Origin of the sequence: Streptomyces sp. GD-15H (assembly GCF_045291515.1) — a bacterium.
Classification (GTDB): domain Bacteria; phylum Actinomycetota; class Actinomycetes; order Streptomycetales; family Streptomycetaceae; genus Streptomyces.
This window is the reverse complement of sequence record NZ_CP149447.1, coordinates 2,910,259-2,931,999: the sequence shown is the minus strand read 5'-3', so window position 1 is coordinate 2,931,999 and position 21,741 is coordinate 2,910,259. Positions and strand designations below refer to the sequence as shown.

Below are 21,741 nucleotides of genomic sequence, written 5' to 3'. Positions count from 1 at the left end.
GAAGCGTTTTTCTTGCGTTCAATCGGTGTATCGGCTCCTGTGCCTGCCCGACACGAGCACGGCGGTCACAAGCTCATTCGGACAAGGCGAAGGTCAATGGATCACAAGCGTGCTCTTCTGCTGAAACTGCTGGCTTCCGTGCAGCAGGCGGCCGTCCCCGGAAACGAATTTGAGGGCATCGCCGTCATCGGGCTGGCCGGGCGGTATCCCGGGGCGGCCACACCGGAGGAGCTGTGGCACAACGTGCTGCAGGGGCGCCACTGCATCAGCGAGGTGCCCTCCGACCGCTGGCCGGCGGAGGAGCACTACCACCCTGACGGCGCGGACGGTCGCAGCTACAGCAAGTGGGGCGGCTGGCTGCAGGACGTCGACAAGTTCGACCCCCTGCTCTTCCAGATCTCGCCCTCCGACGCGGAGGAGATGGACCCCCAGGAACGTGTCTTCCTGGAGACCGTCTGGGCGACCGCCGAGGACGCCGGATACGCGCCGCGCGGCTTGGCCGACGCCGGCCCGGTCGGTGTCTTCGCCGGAGTGATGAACAACGACTACGAGTGGCTGGCCGGGCAGGCCGACGCCTTCGGCGTGCGCACCAACGCCCGGGCCCCGCACTGGTCGATCAGCAACCGGGTGTCCTACGCGCTGGACCTGCGCGGCCCCAGCCTGACCGTGGACACCGCCTGCTCCGCCTCGCTCACCGCCATCCACCTGGCCTGCGAGAGCCTACGCCAGGGCGAGTGCCGGATGGCCCTCGCGGGCGGGGTCAACCTCATTCTCCATCCCGAGCACCTGGGCATGCTGGCGGACCGCCGGATGATCTCGCGAGGCGACCGGTGCCGCAGCTTCGGCGCCTTCGCGGACGGATTCGTCGACGGCGAGGGCGTCGGCGCGGTCCTGCTCAAGCCGCTGCGCGCGGCGGAGGCGGACGGCGACCGGATCTACGCCGTCCTGAAGGGCTCCGCGATCAACTCCGATGGGCGCACCAGCGGTTACACGGTGCCCAGCCCCCGGGCGCAGGCGGAGGTGATCCGCGCGGCGCTGCGCCGGTCCGGTGTCGACCCGCGCACCGTCACCTACGTGGAGGCCCACGGGACCGGCACCCCGCTCGGTGACCCCATCGAGATCGCCGGGTTGCGCGAGGGACTGCTGGGCGGCACCCCCGCCGACGCCAGGCCCGAGTGCGCCATCGGCTCGGTCAAGTCCAACATCGGCCACCTGGAGTCCGCAGCCGGAATCGCCGGATTGGCCAAGGTGCTGATGCAGCTCCGGCACGGAGTGCTGCCGCCGTCACTGCACTCGGCGCAGCTCAACCCGGACATCGATCTGTCCGGGACCCCCTTCCGCGTGCAGCAGGAGGCCGCACCCTGGCCGCGCCCGGTGCTGCGGGACGACGACGGCCAGGAGCGCGAGTTCCCGCGCCGTGCCGGGATCAGCTCCTTCGGCGGCGGAGGCGCCAACGCCCACTTGATCGTCGAGGAGTACCGGGGCAGCCGGCCGCCGCCCCGGAGGGCCGCGGCCGGGAACTGGTCGTGCTCTCCGCTCTCAGCGAGAGACGACTGCGCGCCTACGCCGGGCGACTGGCCGACTTCCTGGACGGCGGCGCGGTCGGCGGCGCGTCCCTCCAGGACAGCACCCGCATGGCCGCCGAGGTGCTACGGGCGCGACCGGAGGACCTGGATCCGGACACCCCGCTTGCGGACTACGGCTGCTCACCCGCCCAACTCGCCATGCTCAGCGAAAGGCTGGGTATGGAGCAGACGATTCCCGGTACCGCGTCGCTGCGCGGCCTGGTGTCCAGCGGGGAACCAACACCCGCCCTGGCCGACGTCGCCCACACCCTGCGTGTGGGCCGCGAGCAGCTTGACGTCCGGCTCGCCTTCCCGGCGCGGGACCTCGCCGAGGTGCGCGCGGTGCTGCGGGCCGTGGCCCGCGAAGCGGAGACCGACGTGGAGCTGAACGATGCCGGCGCCACCCGCCGCACGCTCGACCCGGGCGTGGACGAGCGCCTGGCCCGTGCCCTGGCCGACGGCGACCTGCGGACGGCGGCCCGACTGTGGACTCGAGGCGCGCGCGCCGGCTGGCCCGCCACCGGGGGGCGCCGGGTGGGCCTGCCGACGTATCCCTTCGACCGCAAGCGCTACTGGCTTCCCCAGCCCGCCGCCACGCGCCCGGCCGGGGGACACAGCCCCGCGCACTGCCCCGGAGCGAGGTGGTCGCACTCGCGTCGGCCGAGGTGCAGCAGGCTGCGGCGGTGAGCGCCTCCACCGTGTGTACGGGTGAGGTCCGGGTCGCCGTGGCGGACGACGCCGTCGGAACCGGGGAACGCGAACTGCGCTGCCTGCAGCCGGTGTGGTGCCCCGAGGACCTGGAGCACGCCAGCGCGGCCGGACCGGGCGAGGGCCCGGTGGCCGTGCTCACGGCCGGGGAGCCCGACGCGCTGGCCGAGGCGCTGATCCGCCACCACCCCGGGGCACGACTGATCCGACTGGACCGCGAAGATCCGGCCGCGCTGCTCGCCGAGCCGGTCGCGCACCTGTACCACCTGGGCGCCATGCGGCGCCCGGGCGATGTGGGGACCGGGGTGCGCGACGGCGTGCTCGCGCTGTTCGCGACCCACGCGGCCGCCTCGCGGCTCACCGTGGTGACCGAGGGCGCCCATGAGGACAACCCGTCCGCCGCGGCACTGCTCGGCTTCGCCCAGGTGCTCGCCGCCGAACAGCCCGACCTGGACATCACCTGCGTCGACGTGAAGGACACCGACCCGGGGCAGGCGCTTGCCGCGATCCTCGCGGAGCCCGCCCACCCGGCCGGCCGCGCGACGCTGCTGCGGGACGGCCGACGGTACGTACGGCGCCTGGTGGACAGCCCACTGCCCCGGCCCGACCGATCCCCGTACCGGCAAGGCGGAACGTATCTCCTTCTGGGCGGCACCGGGGGCATCGGGCGAGTCCTGTCCGAGGACCTCGCCCGCCGATTCCGTGCCAACCTGGTGTGGATCAGCCGGAGCGAACCCGGACCCGATCAGGAACGGTCCATCGCCCGCGTGCGCGAGGCGGGCGGCGAGGTCCTCCACCTGACGGCCGACGCCGCCGACCCGGGCGCGCTGCGCGCGGCCGTGGCGAAGGCCAAGGAACACTTCGGCACGCTGCACGGCGCCTTCCACACGGCCATGACGTTCAACGCGAGCACCATCGCCGAACTCGACACCACCGCACTGCGCTCCGCGCTCGCCGCAAAGGTCGACGGCTCGGTCGCCCTGGCCGAGGCACTGGACGGCGAACCCCTGGACTTCCTCGTCCTCTTCAGCTCCGTCGGCTCCTTCGTCAGCGCCGCGGGCAACGCCGCCTATGTGGCCGCGAGCGCCTTCCAGGACGCCTACGGCAGACATCTGGTCACCCGCCGCCCCCATCCGGTGCACGTCGTGAACTGGGGCTACTGGGGGCAGGTCGGCTCCGGGGCGCAGACGGGTCTGGCGGAGGTGTTCCGCAGGGCCGACATCGACGCCTTCCCGGTGCACGAAGGGCTCGACGTCCTGGAGCGGGTGCTGGCGCACGGCCCGGTCCAAGTGATGCCGATCCGGGCGGGCCGGCGCGCGCTGGAGGCTCTGGGGCACCGCCCGTCGGAGCTGGCCCGCCGTCTCGGCCGCCCCGAACCGGCCGGTCCCGGCGCCGGCGCCGTACTGCGGGGCTACGACCGGCTCGCCGCCCTGTGCGACCGGGCGCTGCTCGGCGTCTACCGGCGGATGGGGGCCCTGCTGCGGCCGGGGGAGCGGCACGACGTCTCCGCCCTCGCCGACCGGCTGGGCATCCTGCCCAAGTACCGCAGGCTGCACCGGGCCCTGCTCAACATCCTCGCCGACGCCGGCCGGGTGGCCGTGCGCGGCGACGAGGTGGAGGTGCTGTCGGCCGGTGACGCAGGTGACTGGGACGACTGGGAGCGGGAACTCGAGCAGATCGCCGCCGACCACCCCGACATCACGGCCACGGTCACGCTCACCCGCCTTTTCCTGCGGCGCTATCCCCAGGTGCTGCGCGGCGAGGTCGGTGCCACCGAAGTGATGTTCCCCGACGCGTCGATGGACCTCGTCCAGGACTTCTATCGCGGCAACCCGCTCACGGATTCCTTCAACGAACTGGTGGCCCACGCCGTCGCGGAGTACGCGCGCCCGCGCCTGTCCGGGCCGGACCGCGGAGAGCCGCTGAGGGTGGTGGAACTCGGTGCCGGGACGGGCGCGACGACCGAACGGGTCCTGCCCGTGCTGTCCGGCGCCCCCGGGCGGGTCGAGTACGTCTTCACCGACATCTCGCCGCAGTTCCTGGAAGCAGCCAGGCAGCGCTTCGCGGACACCTTCCCGTTCGTGGTATTCCGCACCCTCAACCTCGAACGGCCCCTGGCCGAACAGGGGTTCGCACCGGGCGCGGCGGATGTCGTCGTCGCCACCAACGTGGTGCACGCGACCTCGGACCTGCGCCGCAGCCTGCGCACGGCCCGAGAACTGCTGCGCCCCGGCGGTCGGCTGGTGCTCAACGAGCTGACGGCGGTCCGCAGCAGCATCACCGTCACCGGCGGGGTTCTGGAGGGCTGGTGGGCGTTCACCGACGCCGGTCTGCGCATCCCGGACGCCCCGCTGGCCGCCGCGGCGACCTGGCAGCGCCTGGTGCTGGAGGAGGGCTTCGCCGACGCCGCCGTCCTGGACCGGGACCTTCCCCTCGGCCAGCACGTGATCGTCGCGCAGAAGGCCGGCCGGGCGGACCCGGCCGGGGCGGCACCGGCGGTGCCCGCGGCCGGGCGGCCGGCCCCGCCACCGTCCCGGCGGGCGGCACCCTGCTGCCCGAGCTCGCGCGGATCGTCGAGCGCACTCTGAAGCTCGAGGCGTCCCTCGACACCGACCGGCCGCTGTCCGACTACGGCTTCGACTCGCTGAGCGGCATGAAGGTCGCGGCGGTGATCGAGGAAACCCTCGGCGTCCGCGTCTCGCTGCGAGACTTGTTGCGGCATTCCACCCTGCGCGACCTGGCGGACTTCCTGGAACCGGCGGCAGCCCCGGACGAGGCCCCGCGGACGCCCACCCTGCCGGCCGCGCCCGGCGCCGACCCCCGAAGCGCGCGTGAATTCCCGCTGTCGGCCGGTCAGCGCGCACTCGCCGTGATCGAGCGCACCAGCCCCGGTACCTACGCCTACAACCTGCCGCTGGCGTTCTGGCTGGAACCGGACACCGACCTGACCGCCCTGCGTACGGCACTGCAGGCCCTGGTCGACCGGCACGAGCAGATGCGGGTCCGGATCACCGGTGACCGGCAGCGGGTCGAGCCGGTGCTGCGCCTGCCGTTCACACACAGGCAGTTGGACACAGACGACGTGGCAGCGGCCCGGGAGGAGGCGCGGCTGCTCGCCCGCGAGCCGTTCGACCTCGAGGCCGGGCCGCTGGTGCGGGCCACCGTCCTGACCCTGGCCGACGGGCGACACGTCCTGCTGCTGGTGTTCCACCACATCGTCTTCGACGGCGTCTCCATCGCCGTCTTCCTGCGCGAACTGTCCGCCTTCTACCGGGGGACACCGCCGGCCGCGAACCCGCGCCACACCTACGCCGACTTCGTCACCTGGCAGCGGCAGCTGCCCGCCTCCGCCCGGGGCGAGCGGCTGCGCTCCTACTGGCTGCGCCGGCTGGAGGGGACCGCCCCGAACTGCGGTTCCCCTGGGACCGCCCGCGCCAGGCCGTGCCCGGTCACCGGGGCGCGTCCGTCGAGGGGCGGCTGAGCGGCTCCCTCGTCCGGCAGGCCAAGCGGCTCGCCGACGAGGAGGGGACCTCCCTCTTCTGTGTGCTGCTCGCGTCGTACACGGCGCTGCTGCACCGCTACTGCGGGCAGGACCGCGTGGACGTCGGCACCCCCGTCGCCGGACGGCCCTCGCCCGAGTACGCCGACGTGGTCGGCTACTTCGTGAACATGGTCGTCCTGCGCTGCGACATCACACCCGAGGAGGATTTCCGGGGCCTGCTGCGCCTGGTGCGCGACGTCACTCTCGAAGCGCTGGAGCACGGCGATCACCCCCTGCTCGCACTCGCCCAGGACCTGCGCGCCCAACGCCTGTTCGACGCCGCCTTCTACTTCCAGAACTGGATCGACACCGGCTCCGGGACAGCGCCCGTGACCGGGGTCTTCCCCGGAGTGCACCAGGAAGGCGAGTTCGACCTCACCCTGGAGGTGGTGGAGGAGGCGGACGGCGCCCGCTACTGCCTGAAATACAATCCCGACCTCCTCGACGAGGACACCGCACGGCGGTTCGGTGAGCACTTCGAGGCGCTGACCGGTGCCGCGCTCGCCGAACCCGGTGCCGCGCTCGACCGGCTCCCCGTACGCACGTCGGCGGAGCGGAGTCTCGACCACGAGCGGGAGCGACGGGTGCGGCGGGCCTGGCCGGAGGACGCCGTCCTGCCGGAGCTGTTCGCGGCGCAGGCCCGGCGCACTCCGGACGCGGTGGCGGCGGCCGACTCCACCACCGAGGTGACGTACGGCCGGCTCCTGGAACGCGTCGAGGAGCTGGCGGCACACCTGCGGCGGCACGGAGTCCGGCCCGGACGCACCGTGGGCGTGCTCGTCGACAGGTCGGTCGACATGCTCACCACCCTGCTCGGGGTCCTCGCGGCCGGCGGAGCGTACGTGCCGCTGGACCCCGGCTATCCGGAGGACCGGCTGCGCTACATGACCGAGGACGCCGGACTGCACCTGCTGCTCACCGGCTCCACGACGCATCCTCCGCTCGGCGTCCCGGTGGTGCGGCTCGACGAGGTCCCCGAGGGGGCTGCCGCGCTCCACGGCGAGCACGCGGTCCACTCCCGCGGTCCGGCGCCCGACGACCCGGCGTACGTGATCTACACCTCGGGCTCCACGGGCCGCCCCAAGGGCGTCCAGGTGCCGCACCGGGCGCTCGCCAACCTGCTGCTGTCGATGGCCGAGGAACCCGGTCTGTCGGCCGACGACCACCTGCTCGCGCTCACCACCGTCTGCTTCGACATCGCGGCCCTTGAGCTGTTCCTGCCCCTGATCACCGGTGCCCGGGTGGAGATCCTGCCCGCCGAGGTGGCGCGGGACGGCGTGCTACTGCGCCGCCTGCTGGAGAACAGCCCCGCCACCGTCGTGCAGGCCACGCCCGCCACCTGGAAGATGCTGCTCGCGGCCGGCTGGCGCGGCACACGCGGACTGAAGGCGTTGTGCGGAGGGGAGGCGCTGGACCAGGCCACCGCGGAACGGCTGCTCGCCCGGGCGGGCGAGGTGTGGAACATGTTCGGGCCGACGGAGACCACGATCTGGTCGTCCGTGTGCCGGCTCACGCCCGGGGAGCGCGTCACCATCGGGCACCCGGTCGCCAACACCACGCTGCACGTGCTGGACGCCCGCCGCCGCCCGGTCCCCACGGGTGTGCCGGGCGAGCTGTACATCAGCGGCGCCGGCCTCGCCATCGGCTACCTGGGCCGTCCTGAGCTGACCGAGGAGCGGTTCGTCACTGTGGACGGTGAGCGCCGCTACCGCACCGGGGACCTGGTGCGGGCGCTCCCGGACGGCCGGATCGAGTACCTGGACCGGCTCGACGCCCAGGTCAAGGTGCGCGGCTTCCGGATCGAACCGGGCGAGGTGGAAGCCGTCCTGCGGGCCCGGCCCGGAGTGCGGGAGGCCGCCGTGGTCTCCCGCCCGGTCGGCGGCGACAACGCGCTGTACGCCTTCGTCGTGCCCGCGGACGGCGCCCGGCTGCCCGCCCGCGAGGACCTGGGAACCTGGTTGCCCGCCTACCTCATCCCCGATGTGCTGGTGTCCGTTCCGGAGCTGCCGTACACGCTCAACGGGAAGGTGGACCGCGGCACGCTGCGCGACGCGCCGCTGGAGCAGCTGCGCGCGGCACCGGAGCCCGTACGCTCCCCCGTCCCCGTCCCCGTCCCCGCCCGCCCCGCCCCGGCCGGGGCCGCGGCGCCCGCGATCGGCGAGGACGACCTGGCCCGGCTGGTCGCCGAGATCCTCGAGGTGGACGTCGCACGGCTGCCGCTCGACGTCCCGCTGGGCCAACTCGGCATGAACTCGGTGACCTTCGCCACGCTCAGCACCCGCATCACGGAGCAGTACGGCATCGAGGTGCTGCCCACCCTGTTCTACCGCTATCCGACCCTCGAGGCCGTCGTGGCCCACCTCGCCGGGGAGGACCGGCAGGACGACGGGAACGTCCCGGACACGTCGTCCCTCCCGGCGACCGCGCAGACCCCGGACGCCCCGGACCGCCCGAAGGCCTCGGCGCCCGTGGGCGGTTCCCACACCCCGCACCCCTCGGCCCCCCCGGCCACGGTGGAGGCGATCACCACGCCGGCCGGGCAGCTCCCCGCGCCCGGCCGAAGCGGCCTGCCCGACGGTACGGCCGGCGACATCGCGATCGTCGGCATGGCCGCCAGACTGCCCGGGTCGGCCGATCTGACGGAGTTCTGGAACCACCTGGTGCAGGGACACGACCTCATCCAGGAGATTCCGGCCGATCGCTGGGACTGGCGCGCGCACGCGGATGCCTCCCCTTCGCGCTGGGGCGGTTTCGTCCAGGGCGTGGACCGTTTCGACGCCGCCTTCTTCGGCATCTCGCCGCGGGAGGCCGAACTGATGGACCCGCAGCAGCGGCTGCTGCTGGAGGTGGTGTGGTCCGCGCTCGAGGAAGCCGGGTACCGGCCCTCGGACCTGCGCGGCCGGCGGGTCGGCGTCTTCATCGGCACCACGAACTCCGACTACGCCGAGCTCCAGCGGTCCACCGGACACGCGGCCGAGGCCCACAGCCTCACCGGGGCCGCGCAGTCGATCATCCCGAACCGGATCTCCTACGTCCTCGACCTGCGCGGCCCCAGCCTGGCGGTGGACACCGCCTGCTCAAGCTCGCTCACGGCCGTGCACCAGGCGGTCACGGCGCTGCGCGACGGCAGCTGCGATCTGGCGATCGCGGGCGGGGTCAGTCTGATCCTCGACCCCGGGCTCTACGCCGCGCTGAGCCGGGGCGAGATGCTCAGCGGGGACGGCCGCTGCAAGGCCTTCGACGCCTCCGCCGACGGTTACGTGCGCGGCGAGGGGGTCGGCGCAGTCGTCCTGCGTGACCTCGCCGCCGCCCGCCGGGCCGGTGACCGGGTGGCCGCGGTCGTCAAGGCGACCGCGGCCAACCACGGAGGCCGCACCACCTCGCTGACCGCGCCCAGTCCCGAGGCCCAGGCGGACCTGCTCGAGCGGGCCTACCGGGCCGCCGGCGTCGACCCCGACTCGGTCGGCTACATCGAGGCCCACGGCACCGGCACCGCGCTGGGCGACCCCATCGAGGTCGCCGGCCTCACCGAGGCGTTCACCCGGCTCGGCCGGACCGCGCGGCCCGACGGCCCGGTGTGCGGGATCGGCTCGGTGAAGACCAACATCGGTCACCTGGAGGCCGCCGCGGGCATCGCCGGCCTGCTCAAGGTGGTCCTGGCGCTGCGCCACCGCACCCTGCCCGCCAGCCTCCACTTTCGGGAGCGCAGCCCCTACGTCCCCCTGGACGACAGCCAGTTCGAGGTCGTCGACACCACCCGTCCCTGGCCCTCCCCGGTGGACGCCGAGGGCCTGCCGCTGCCGCGCCGGGCCGGGGTCAGTTCCTTCGGCTTCGGCGGCGCGGGCGCGCACGTGGTGCTCGAGGAGGCTCCGGACACACCGGTCGACGGCCCCGGACCCGACCCGGACCACGAGGACCTCTACGTACTCTCCGCCCGCACCGCGCGCGCCCTGTGCGAACAGGCCCGCCGGCTGGCCGCGTTCGTCCGCCGGGAGCACCCCTCGCTCGCCGATGTCGCCCACACCCTGCGGGTCGGACGCGAGAGCATGAACGAGCGGCTCGCCTTCGTCGCGCGCGACCGCGCCGAGCTGCTGCGGCTCCTGGACAACTGCGCCGAGGGCCGGACCGAGCCGGGTGTGCTGCGCGGCGACGCGCGGACCGGGCGGCGGCGCACCTCGGCCGCCTCCGGCGCGGCCTGGCGGGACTTCGTCCGCGCACTGGCCGCCGAGCGGGACCTGCGCTCCCTTGCCGAACTGTGGACCGACGGTGGGGACATCGACTGGTCCGCCCTGCCGCCCGCCCGCCGGGTTGGCCTGCCCGCCTACCCGTTCGAGCCCGTGCGGCACTGGCTCGACGCGCCCGCGGACGCCGGGACGCGACGGGCCGGGGACGGCGCACTGCTGGACGAGAACGTCTCGACGTTCGACACCGCGGCCTTCGTCAAGCGCCTCACCGGAACCGAGTTCTACCTGGCCGATCACCGAATGGGCGACGACCTGGTCCTGCCCGGCGTGCTGTACCTGGAGCTGGCCCGGCAGGCCGGTGAGCGTGCCCACGGCCGGGCCCGCGTCCGGCACATCGAGGACGTCGTGTGGTCCGCGCCCCTCACGCTGCCACCCGGTCGGCGTCAGGAGCTGCGGGTCACGGTGGCACCGTCCGGGGAGTTCGAGATCAGCGGCGAGCACCCGCACGCGCACGGACGGCTCCTCCTCGACGACCAGGGGCCCACCGGGGCGGACGCCGCCGGACCCGTCGACGTGGCCGCACTGCGCGAGCGGTGCCCCGACACCCGCACGTCCGAGGAGTGCTACGCCCGCTTCACCGACGTCGGCTTCCACTACGGCCCCGCCTTCCGGGTCCTTCAGGAGCTCCGGCTCGGCGACGGCGAGGCACTGGCCGTGCTGCGGCACCCCGGCCTCGGTCATGGCTTCGCCTTCCATCCCTCCCTGCTCGACGGCGCCCTGCAGGCCGCCGGCTGGCTGACCGGGGGCACCACGGCCCACCTGCCCTACGCGATCGGTGCCGTACGGCTGTTCGCACCGGAACCAGCGGCCGGCTGGCCGGAGACCTGCCTGGTGCACGCCGTGGCCGGAGAGCAGGGCCCGGACGGCCAGGCGTTCGACATCACGCTCGCCTCCGAGGACGGCACCCCCTTGGCGCGGATCGAGCGGTTCGTACTGCGTCCCGTCCCCGGCGCCGACCGGCGGGCGCACGCCTTCGAACCGGTGTGGCAGGAGACGGCCGACACGCACGCCGCGGCGCACGCCGAGGTGGGCCGACTGGTGATCCTCGACACCGGGGACGACCGAGCCGAGTCGCTGCGGTCGGAACTGGCCGTGCTCGCACCCGAGTGGGACGTCCGGACCGGAGCCCCGGACAGCGCCTCGCACCTGGTGCACCTGGCCTCCGGCAGCGATCTGGACGAGGCGCTGCGCAGCGGCTTCCATCGCGCCCTCACGCTGTGCCGCGCCCGGATCGCCGGACGCGGCGGGCCGCTGCGCTACCTGTACGTGCACGACGACGAGCCGGGTGCGGCCGGAGCGGCACATGCTGCGCTCGACGCCTTCGCCCGCTCGATCGGACAGGAACACCCGCAGATCCGGATGAGCGTGGTGGCCCGCACGGGCGCCGGCGGCTCCCCGCGCGACCTCGCCGAACTGGTGCGCGCCGAGCTGCTGTCCGGGGGCGAGCCGGAGTTGCGCGCGGAGGGCCGGCGCCGCCTGTCCCGTGCCTGGCGTCCGCTGACCCTGCCCGCTCCCGCAGTCTCGCCGTTCGCCCGCGACGGAGCGCACCTGATCACCGGAGGGTCGGGCGGGCTCGGCCTGCACGTCGCCCGCCGCATCGCCGCCCGGCACCCCGGCGCCGGGATCGTCCTGGTCAGCAGGTCCGCGCCGACCGGCCTGCTTCCGGACGGCTGGCTGCATGTCCGGGCCGACGTGACCGTGCCCGCCGACGTGGCCCGGGCGGTGCACGCGGCCCGGGACCGGTTCGGGCGAGTGGTCGGCGTGGTCCACGCCGCCGGCACCCTGCGGGACGGCCTGGTCCTGCACAAGAGCGACGCGAACGCGGAGGTCGTACTCGCGCCGAAGGTGCTCGGCACCGTGCTGCTCGACGAGGCGACCCGCGACGACGATCCGGACTACTTCGTCGCGTTCGGTTCGACCGCGGCGGTGTTCGGCAACGCCGGCCAGACCGACTACGCCTTCGCCAACAGCTTCCTCGGCCACTACCTCCGGCGGCGCCCGGGTGGCGGCCTGGCCGTCGACTGGTCGCTGTGGCAGGACGGCGGCATGACCCTCGGCGCCGAGGCCCGGCGTGCGATGCGCCGAGAGTTCGGCATGGAGCCGCTGGGCACGGAGGCGGCGCTCGACGCGCTCGAGGCCGCCCTGGCCCACGGCAGCACCCGGGTCATGCTCACCGCGGGCGACACCGCCCGGATCGGCGCGGCCCTGAACCGCGCGGACGCCCCTCGGCCCCTGCCGTCGGCCGCCGGGCCCACACCCGCGGAGCCGGCCGAGCCCACCGGGGAACTGCGGGCGGGTGCGGTGGAGTTCCTGCGCCGGCTGCTCGCCCGGGAACTGAAGACGCCGGTGGAGGACATCGCCGAGGACGAGTCGTTCGACCACTACGGTGTGGACTCGCTGCTGGTGATCAGCCTGACCCGGGCGCTGGAGCGGCACTTCGGGCCGCTGCCGAAGACGCTGTTCTTCGAGTACGTCACCACGCGCGAACTCGCCGGCCACCTGGCCGAGGAGCACCCGGGACCGCTGCGCGAGCTGCTGGGCGCCGGCCCGGTGCGCGAGCCCGTATCCGCCACACCCGCCGAGCCTCCGCGCACCGCCGTGCGGGCCCTGCCCGCCAGGACGGCTGTACGGCCGGGCTCCGTGCTCGCCGCCGTGCCCGCCGGCGAGCGGGACGACATCGTGATCGTCGGCGTGGCCGGCCGCTACCCCAAGGCCGACGACCTCCGGGAGTTCTGGCGCAACCTCAGGGAGGGCCGGGACTGCGTCGAGGAGGTGCCCCGCGAGCGCTGGAACCACGACCTGTTCTACGACCCCGACCCCGACGCCGTCGGCAAGACCTACGGCAAGTGGGGCGGCTGGCTGTCCGATGTCGAGTCGTTCGACCCGATGTTCTTCCGCATGTCCAAGGCGGAAGCCGACCACATCGACCCGCAGGAGCGGCTGTTCCTGCAGACCGTGTGGCATCTGCTGGAGGACGCCGGCACCTCCCGGGCGGCTCTCTCCTCGGTCCGCACCGGCGTCTTCGTGGGGCTCATGTACGGCCACTACCAGCTGTACGGCGTCGAGGAGGCCCTGCGTGGCACCGGAGGCCCGACCTCCTCGTCGTACGCGTCGGTGGCCAACCGGGTGTCGTACTTCTACGGCTTCGACGGGCCCAGCATCGCGGTCGACACCATGTGCTCGTCCTCGCTGACCGCCCTGCACCTGGCCTGCCAGGCCATCCGCGAGGGGGACTGCGACGTCGCTGTGGCCGGCGGTGTCAACGTCTCCAGCCATCCGCTGAAGTACCTGCAGCTGGCCAGGGGCGGATTCCTTTCCACCGACGGCCGGTGCCGCAGCTTCGGCGAGGGGGGCGACGGATACGTCCCCGCCGAGGGGGTGGGCGCGGTGCTGCTCAAGCGCCGTTCCGCCGCCGAGGCCGACGGCGACCGGATCCTCGCCGTGGTCCGGGCCGGCGCGGTCAACCACGGCGGTGCCGGGAAGGGTTACAGCGTGCCCAACCCCCGGGCGCAGGCCGTGGTCATCGGCGACGCGCTCGACCGGGCCGGGCTGACCCCGGCCGAACTGGACTACCTGGAGGCGCACGGCACGGGCACCTCGCTCGGCGACCCGGTCGAGATCGCCGGCCTCGCGCGCGCCTTCAAGGGACACGACCTGCGGGGCGTGCGCATCCCGATCGGCTCGGTGAAGTCAGCCATCGGACATGCCGAGGCCGCCGCGGGCATGGCCGCCCTCACCAAGGTGCTGCTGCAGCTGCGCCATGGCGAGCTGGCACCCTCGCTGCACGCGGAACGGCTCAACCCGGAACTCGGCCTGGAGGGCACCCCCTTCCACGTCCAGCGCGACCTCGCCCCATGGAAGCCACGTGTCGACCCGGCGGGCCGTCCGCTGCCCCGCACCGCGGCCGTCAGCGCGTTCGGGGCGGGCGGCAGCAACGCCCATGTGATCCTGGAGGAGTACGTGCCGACCGAGCAGGCCGACCGCGACGCGGGGCCGTACGTGTGCGTGCTGTCCGCGAGGGACGCGGACTGCCTCACCGAGTACGCGGAGCGCATCGCCGGATTCCTGCGTGGCGAGGGACGCGGCACGCCGCCCGGCCGGCTCGCCCGCACCCTGCAGAGCCGCGAGCCCATGGCCCACCGGCTGGCTGTCGTCTTCGACACCGTTGACGACCTGGTCAAGACGCTGGAAGCGCACCTTTCGGGTGACGGTTCGCCGCACGTCCTCACCGGGATCGCCGCACGCTCGGCGCAGCCTCCGGCCGACCGCACCCCGTACGAGCTGGCCGCCGCCTGGGCCCGCGGCGCGGATGTCAGCTGGCCGCAGGACGGACCCCCCGTCGCACTGCCCGGCTACCCCTTCGCCCGGGAGCGCTGCTGGGTGCCCGCCTCCGCGGTGCGCGGTACGGCGGACGGCACGGGCGCCGCACGCCGGGAGGACGCCGCTGCGCCCAGGTTGCCGGATCGCGATCTGGTCCATGAGGTGGAGCTGTCCGCGGACACGCCCGTCATCGCCGGGCACCGGGTGGGGGGCCGGGCCCTGCTGCCCGCACTGGCCTACTGCGAACTCATCGCGCAGGTCTTCGCCGAGCACGGACTGCCCGTGGAGCGCCTGGCCCTGCGCGACCTGACGGTGGCGCAGCCGCTGGACGCGACCGACTCACCGGTGACCGCGCGGATCCACTGCGCCGTGGCCGGGGCCGGCCGCTGGCGGGTCACCGTCACCGACGGCGACGGAGCGGTCTACGCCACCGCCGAGGCCGTCGCGGGCGATCCGCCGTCCTTCGCCGGTCATCTCACGGCCCGGCCGCACGGGACGCCCCGCCCGCTGTCCGAGGTGTACGCGCGGGACGAGTCCAACGGGCAGGTGTACGCCGGCGCGGCTCGCGCCGAGGGATCGCTGTGGCACGACGCCGGGGACCTGGTGGCCGACCTCGTCGCCCCGCCCGGCGTCGACCACCTGGCACACCCTGCGCTGCTGCTCGGCGCCGCAGTCGCCGCCGGCGCACTGCTGGACACCGAGGGCCGGACGTATCTGCCGCTGCACGTCGCCTCGTTCCGCACTGCCGGAGCGCTGACCGGGCGCCGTACCGTCCGGGTCCGCCGCGACGACGTGGAGCGACGAGGCGAGATCGTCCGGATGTCACTGGAATTCTTCGACGAGGAGGGACGCAAGGTGGCCGAGGTGGCCGGCCTGTCGAGCAAGGCCGTGCAGTCCGCGCCGTCCGCACCCGCGGGCGCCGCCGACCGGTGGAGTGGGCAGGACGCCGAGGGGGCCGGGACGCACCCCGCCGGTGCCGTCGGCGCGGCCGAGGACCTGGTGCGCGGCCTGCTCGCCGGTGTCCTGGGCCGTGAGCCGGAGGCGATCCCGGCCAACACCGGCTACCACGAACTCGGGCTGGAGTCGGTGCAGGTGCTCGCCCTCGTGGAAGACCTTCAGAAGGCCCTCGGCCGGACGCTTCCGCCGACTCTGCCCTTCGAGTTCCCCACCGTCCGTGAGCTGGCGGTCCACCTCGGGCACGAGTACCCCGGAGCCCTGCCGCCCGGCGGGCAGGGCCCTGACGTGGCGGACGCGCCGAAGGCACCGGCCACGGCCGCGGCCCCCGCACCCACGGGACCGAGCCGGCTCCGGGCGGCCGTGACCGTGCCCCCCACCCCGGCGCCCGGCCCGCTGCCTGCGGAGGAACTCGACCGCCTCGTTGCCCGCCGAGTGCTCGCCCGCCTGCGTGCGGCCGGAGCATTCGCCGACGGCCCGGCGACGACACTCGAACGGCTCGCGGACCGGCTGTCCCTCCAGGACGCCTACCGGCGCTGGCTGGAGGAGGCCGTCCGGCTGCTCACCGGCACCGGGTCGCTGCGGGCGCACCCCGACGGCACGCTGGAGCCGGTGGCGCAGCCGGCGCACGACGACGCCGACTGGCACGCGGTCCGCGAGCGCTGTGCCGCCGACCCCTACTGGAACGCCCAGCTCGCCCTGGTCGAGGAGTGCGTCGACCGGCTGCCCGAGATCCTCTCCGGCGAGCTGGCCGCGACCGAGGTGCTCTTCCCCGGCGGCTCCGTGGCCAGGCTCACGGCGGTCTACCAGGGAAATCCGGTGGCCGACCGGCTCAACGAGGTCGTCGCCGAGGTGACGGCCGCGGCGGTACGGCAGCGTCGGGCGGCGGAGCCCACGGAGGGTGTGCGCGTCGCCGAGGTCGGCGCCGGCACCGGCGGCACCACCGCCGTCGTCCTGCCCCGGGTGGACGCGGACGCCGAGCGCCTCGCGTACTGGTACACCGACTTGTCCCCGGCCTTCCTGGACCAGGCGGAGCGCCGATTCGGCGCCGGCCGGCCATACCTGCGCTACGGCCGCTGGGACGTGGAACAGCCGGGCGCGGGCGAGCGGCTGACCGGCGGCGGGCTCGACGTGGTCGTGGCCACCAACGTGCTGCACGCCACCCGCGACATCCGGCGGGTGCTGCGCAACCTGGCCGCCGCGCTGCGGCCGGGCGGGCTGCTGGTGGTCAACGAGATCACCCGCAAGTCGGCGGTGCTCACCCTGACCTTCGGGCTGCTGGAGGGCTGGTGGCGCTACGACGACGACGCGGTGCGCACGCCCGGGGCGCCGATCCTGACCGGCTCCCGCTGGCAGGAGGTGCTGCAGGACACCGGTTTCACCGACATCTGGCGGCCGGTGGCCGAACCCGACGCGTTCGGCGAGGTGTTCGTGGCACAGCGGGCCGACGAGGCCGTACCGCCCCCCGGCACGCGGCTGCTGGGCCGCACCTGGGAGCCGGCCGGCACCACTCCCGGCCGGGCGCCGGCGGCCGTGGCCGTTCTCGGCCCCCCTGACGCCGCCCAGCGCCTCGCCGCCCGCCTGCCGGGTGCCGTGGCGGTCGGGTCCGCCGCAGAGCTCGACGACCGGTTCGACACCCTCGTCGACCTGGGCGGGACCGACCTGGCGGACTGGCTCCCCGCGCTGCAGCGGATGGCCGGTCGGACGGCGCTGCTGCTCGGCGTCGGCCCCGGTGACGCCCGCGCCGGGCTGTACCGGATGCTGGGTCACGAATACCGTCGGCTGCGCTCCCGCTACCTGGAGGCCGACCCCGCCGACCCGGGACTGCCCGAGCTGGTCGCACGCGAACTGGTCGACGCGGGCGACGAGGTGGAGGTCACCTACCGGGACGGTGTGCGCCACCGGGCCGCCCTGGCCGAGCTGCCCACCGGGACCGGCGCCCCCGTCCGGTTCCCCGCCGACGAGGTCCTGCTGATCACCGGCGGCAGCCGCGGAATCGGCCTCGCCATGGCCCGTCACGCGGTGGACCGGTGGGGAGCTCGCACGGTGGTGCTCACGGGCCGTGAGCAGCTTCCGCCGCGCGAGGAGTGGGATCGGTACGGCGACGACTCGCCGCTCGGTCGCAAACTGGGCGGCCTGCGCGCGCTGGAGCGCGAACTGGACCGGAAGGGCGCCCGGCTGCGGGTGCTGTCGCTGCCGCTGGGGGAGGACGCCACGGCGGTCGGCGCGACGCTCGCACAGCTGCGCCAGGACCTCGGCCCGATCGGCGGGGTGCTGCACGCGGCGGGGCTGGTGGACCGGGACAACCTGGCCTTCGTCAGCAAGCCGGTCCGTGCCGTCCGCGCGGTGCTGGCGCCCAAGACCACCGGAGTGGACGCCCTCGTCGACGCGGTGGCGGGCGACCCCCTGCGATTCTTCGTGCTGTTCTCCTCGGTGGCCTCGCTGGTGCCCGCCGCCGCGGTCGGACAGAGCGACTACGCCATGGCCAACGCCCACCTCGACGCGGTGGCCCGGCGGCGGCCCCACGGGCTGCCCGTGGTGAGCGTCGCCTGGCCGAGCTGGCGCGGCGTCGGCATGGGAACGGAGCGGCCGGGACCCGGCTACGAGGCGACCGGCCTCGGCGAACTCTCCGTCGAGCAGGGGTTGCGGCTGCTCGACCACGTCCTGGCCACCGGCGCCGGACCGGTGGTCCTCCCGGCCGTCGTCGATGCCGACTGGAGCCCGCGCCGTCTGGCCGGGCCTGCAGGTGACGGCGCCGATCCCGGTTCCGGCCGGCCGCCCGCGTCATCCGCGCCCCGGAACGTGCCGGCGCTCGCCGGGGACGTGGCGACCGCCCGGGCCGCCGCGGCCGACTGGATCCTGGACCAGCTCGCGGAACTGGTCGGTTACGACCGGGACCGCCTCGCCGCCGACGTGCCGATCGCCGACTACGGCACCGACTCGATCATGACCGTGCAGATCCTGCGCAGGGTGGGGGACCGGCTCGGTGCCGAGCTGTCGCCGGACGCCCTGGTGGAACACCCGACCGTGGACTCCTTCACCGCCTGGCTGGCCACCCTGCACGGTCCCGCTCTGACGACCGCGTTCGCCTCCGGTACCGGTGAGCCGCCCGCCCACGGTGCCGGACACACGGTGGCGGCCGGCGTCTCCGGCGGTGCCCCGCGCGCTTCGGCCGCCGTACGCGAACGGGCCGGTGACCACGAGCCGCATCCCGCCGGCGGGGACATCGCCGTCATCGGAATGGCGGGCCGTTTCCCCGGGGCCGGAGACCTCGACGCCTACTGGCGGCTGCTCGACCAAGGGCGGTCGGCGCTGGGGCCGGTGCCCCGGGGGCGTTGGCGCGACGGTGAGGGGCTCATGGCGGGCCTGATCGACATCGGCGGGTTCGACCCGGCCCACTTCCACCTCTCCGACGCGGACGCCGCCGCGATGGACCCGCAGGCGCTGCTGCTGCTGGAGGAGACGCTGTTCGCCCTGTGCGACGCCGGCTACCGGCCCGAGGAGGTCAAGGGCCGCGACATCGGTGTGTACGTCGGCGGCCGCAGTCGGCACAATCCGAGCCGCACGGCACTGGACCGCAGCCGCAATCCCGTGGTGGCGACAGGCCAGAACTACCTTGCCGCCAACCTGTCGCACCACTTCGACCTGCGCGGCCCCGGTGTGGTCGTGGACACCGCCTGTTCCTCGGCGCTGGTCGCCCTCCAGCAGGCCGTCCAGGCGATGCGCGCGGGCGACATCGAGGCGGCCGTGGTCGCTGGGGTCGGCCTGCTGCCGGACGCCGGCGGACACCGGCTCTTCGGCCGCCGCGGCCTGCTCAACACCGGACCGGAATTCCATGTCTTCGACCGCCGCGCGCGCGGCCTCACCCCCGCCGAGGGCGTCGGTGTGCTGCTGCTGAGACCGCTGGACGCAGCCCTGGCCGCCGGCGACCGCGTACACGCCGTGATCAAGGCGGTCGCCGTCAACAACGACGGCCGCACCGCCGGGCCGGCCACACCCAACCCGGCCGCACAGCGCGCCGTCATGCTGCGCGCGCTGTCGCGGGCCGGGGTCCGTCCCGAGGACGTGACGCACATCGAGACCAACGCGGCGGGGTCCGCCGTACCCGACCTGATCGAACTGAAGGCGATCGCCGACATCTACCGCCCCGCCGGCACCACCCCCTGCTACCTGGGTTCGGTCAAGCCGAACATCGGGCACCCGCAGTGCGCGGAGGGCATGGCCGGGTTGATCAAGACCGTGCTGATGCTGCGCAACGGCCGCATCACGCCCTTCCGGAGCGGTGAACAGCCTCCGGAGCACTTCGACTTCGGTTCCGTGCCCCTGCGGTTCGCTCGAGTGTCGCTGCCCTGGCCCGACGACGCCCCGCGGGTCGCGGCCGTCTCCAGCTTCGCCGACGGCGGAACGAACGCCCACGCCGTCCTGGCCGGTCACGACGGTCCCGCCGGGCGCCGTCCGGTGGAGCGCCCGCGGCTGAGACGGCGTCGGCTGCCGGCCGCCCACGTCGAGCGGTTCGCCGTCGTCGGTATGGCCGGGCACTACCCGGGCGCCGCCGATCTGGCCGCCTTCTGGGAGAACCTGAGGGCGGGCCGCGACACGGTGCGCGAGGTGCCGACGGAACGCTGGACGGACACCGCCGGCACCGGGACGTCGCGCTGGGGCGGGTTCCTCGACGAGGTCGACCGGTTCGACGCCGCCTTCTTCCGGATCTCCCCGCAGGAGGCGGAGATCACCGATCCGCAGGAGCGCTGGTTCCTGCGCACCTGCTGGGAGGCGATCGAGGACGCCGGCTACACTCCGGCCACCCTCGCCGCCGCCAAGGGACCGCACCGTCGCCGCTCGGTCGGCGTCTTCGCGGGCGCCATGCACAAGGACTACACGCTCGTCGGCGCCGAATCGCCGGCGCCGGTGCCGCTCAGTCTGAACCAGGGACAGATCGCCAACCGCGTCTCCTTCGTCTGCGACTTCCACGGCCCGAGTCTGACCGTGGACACCCTGTGCTCCTCCTCGCTGACCGCGGTCCACCTCGCTGTGCAGAGCCTGCGCCGCGGGGAGTGCGACGTGGCGATCGCCGGGGGCGTCAACCTCTCGCTCCACCCAGGGAAGTACCGCACCTACGGCATGGTCGGCATGCACTCCTCCGACGGGCGCTGCCGCTCCTTCGGGGAAGGCGGTGACGGCTACGTCTCCGCCGAGGGCGTGGGCGCGGTCGTCCTGAAGCCGCTCGCCGACGCCGAGGCCGACGGGGACCACATCTACGCGGTGGTCAGCGGATCCGCCGTCAACCACGTCGGTGCCGTCAGCGGTTTCAGTGTGCCGAGCCCCGTCGGCCAGGCCGACGTCATCTCCGCCGCCCTCGCCGAGGCCGGCGCCGACGCCCGCTCCATCGGCTACGTCGAGGCGCACGGCACCGGCACCGGGCTGGGCGACCCGGTGGAGGTGCGCGGACTGGTCACCGCCTTCTCGCGGGACACCCAGGACACCGGGTTCTGCGCGCTCGGTTCGGTGAAGTCCAACATCGGCCACGCCGAATCCGCCGCCGGGATCGCCGGACTGACCAAGGTGGCACTCCAGTTGCACCACCGGGTGCTCGTGCCCTCGTTGCACGCAGAGACCCCGAACCGACTGCTCGACCTCGACAGCACCCCGTTCCGGCTGCAGCGCGGGACGGCCGACTGGCCGGCCCCGCCCGAGGGACCGCGGCGCGCGGGGCTCAGCTCGTTCGGTGCCACCGGCGCGGGCGCACACCTCGTCCTGGAGGAGTACGTCCCGGCCGAGCAGCCCGCTGCCCGTCCCTCGTCCCCGGCTCAGCCGGTGCTGGTGCCGCTGTCGGCACGCAGTGAGGACCGCCTGCGTGAGATGGCCGCGCGCCTGCGGGACGCACTCGCCGCCCCCGGCGCTCCCTCACTGGCCGACACCGCCTACACGCTTCAGGTGGGCCGCGTCGAGTTCCCCGTGCGCGTGGCGTTCGTCGAGCAGGACAGGGGACGGCTGCTGGAGCGTCTGGACGACGTGGCCCGGCACGGGATCCGTCCGGAGCCGTCCGGCACCGCCCTGCACGACACGGCCCGCCGCTGGGCCGAGGGCAGCCGGGTGGACTGGCCCGCGGCGCACGGCACGGCCCGCCCGCGCCGGGTGAGCCTGCCCACCTACCCGTTCGCGGGCGAGCGGTACTGGGTGCCCACGCACAGCCCGGGGCGCGCTGCGCACTCCGCGACGGATGCGGCTGTGGCGGCGCCCGCGGTGAAGGAACGGCATCAAGCGGCTCCCACGGAGGCGGAGCGGCACCGGGCGACACCCGGGGCTGTGGTGCCGGTGCCGCCGAGCGGGCTGCTGACCGTGCCGCGCTGGGCGCAGGCGCCCGGCGAGCCCGGCGCGTCGGCCACGCCCGGCCGCGTCCTGATCCACG

At 74.4% G+C, this 21,741-nt stretch carries 3 protein-coding genes and 1 pseudogene; all 4 read left to right on the top strand.

Annotated elements, in window-relative coordinates:
• Positions 1 to 96: 96 nt before the first annotated feature.
• Positions 97 to 1,953, top strand: coding sequence for a beta-ketoacyl synthase N-terminal-like domain-containing protein (locus tag WJ438_RS13455; protein ID WP_406725449.1), 1,857 nt, complete (start codon positions 97 to 99; stop codon positions 1,951 to 1,953).
• A complete protein-coding gene (locus WJ438_RS13450; protein ID WP_406725448.1) occupies positions 1,842 to 2,252 on the top strand; it encodes a hypothetical protein in 411 nt (136 codons plus the stop codon). The genes WJ438_RS13455 and WJ438_RS13450 overlap by 112 nt, the downstream gene beginning before the upstream one ends.
• A complete protein-coding gene (locus WJ438_RS13445) occupies positions 2,249 to 4,861 on the top strand; it encodes an SDR family NAD(P)-dependent oxidoreductase (protein WP_406725447.1) in 2,613 nt (870 codons plus the stop codon). Before WJ438_RS13450 ends, WJ438_RS13445 begins: the two co-directional genes overlap by 4 nt.
• Positions 4,822 to 21,338 (top strand): annotated as a pseudogene (locus WJ438_RS13440) (amino acid adenylation domain-containing protein); the annotation flags it as partial. The gene WJ438_RS13445 and the pseudogene WJ438_RS13440, both read left to right, overlap by 40 nt.
• Positions 21,339 to 21,741 lie beyond the last annotated feature (403 nt).

What these genes read in the sequence shown, in the direction of transcription:
- WJ438_RS13455 (WP_406725449.1), top strand. Translation starts at nt 97, where the DNA reads ATGGATCACAAGCGTGCTCTTCTGCTGAAACTGCTGGCTTCCGTGCAG.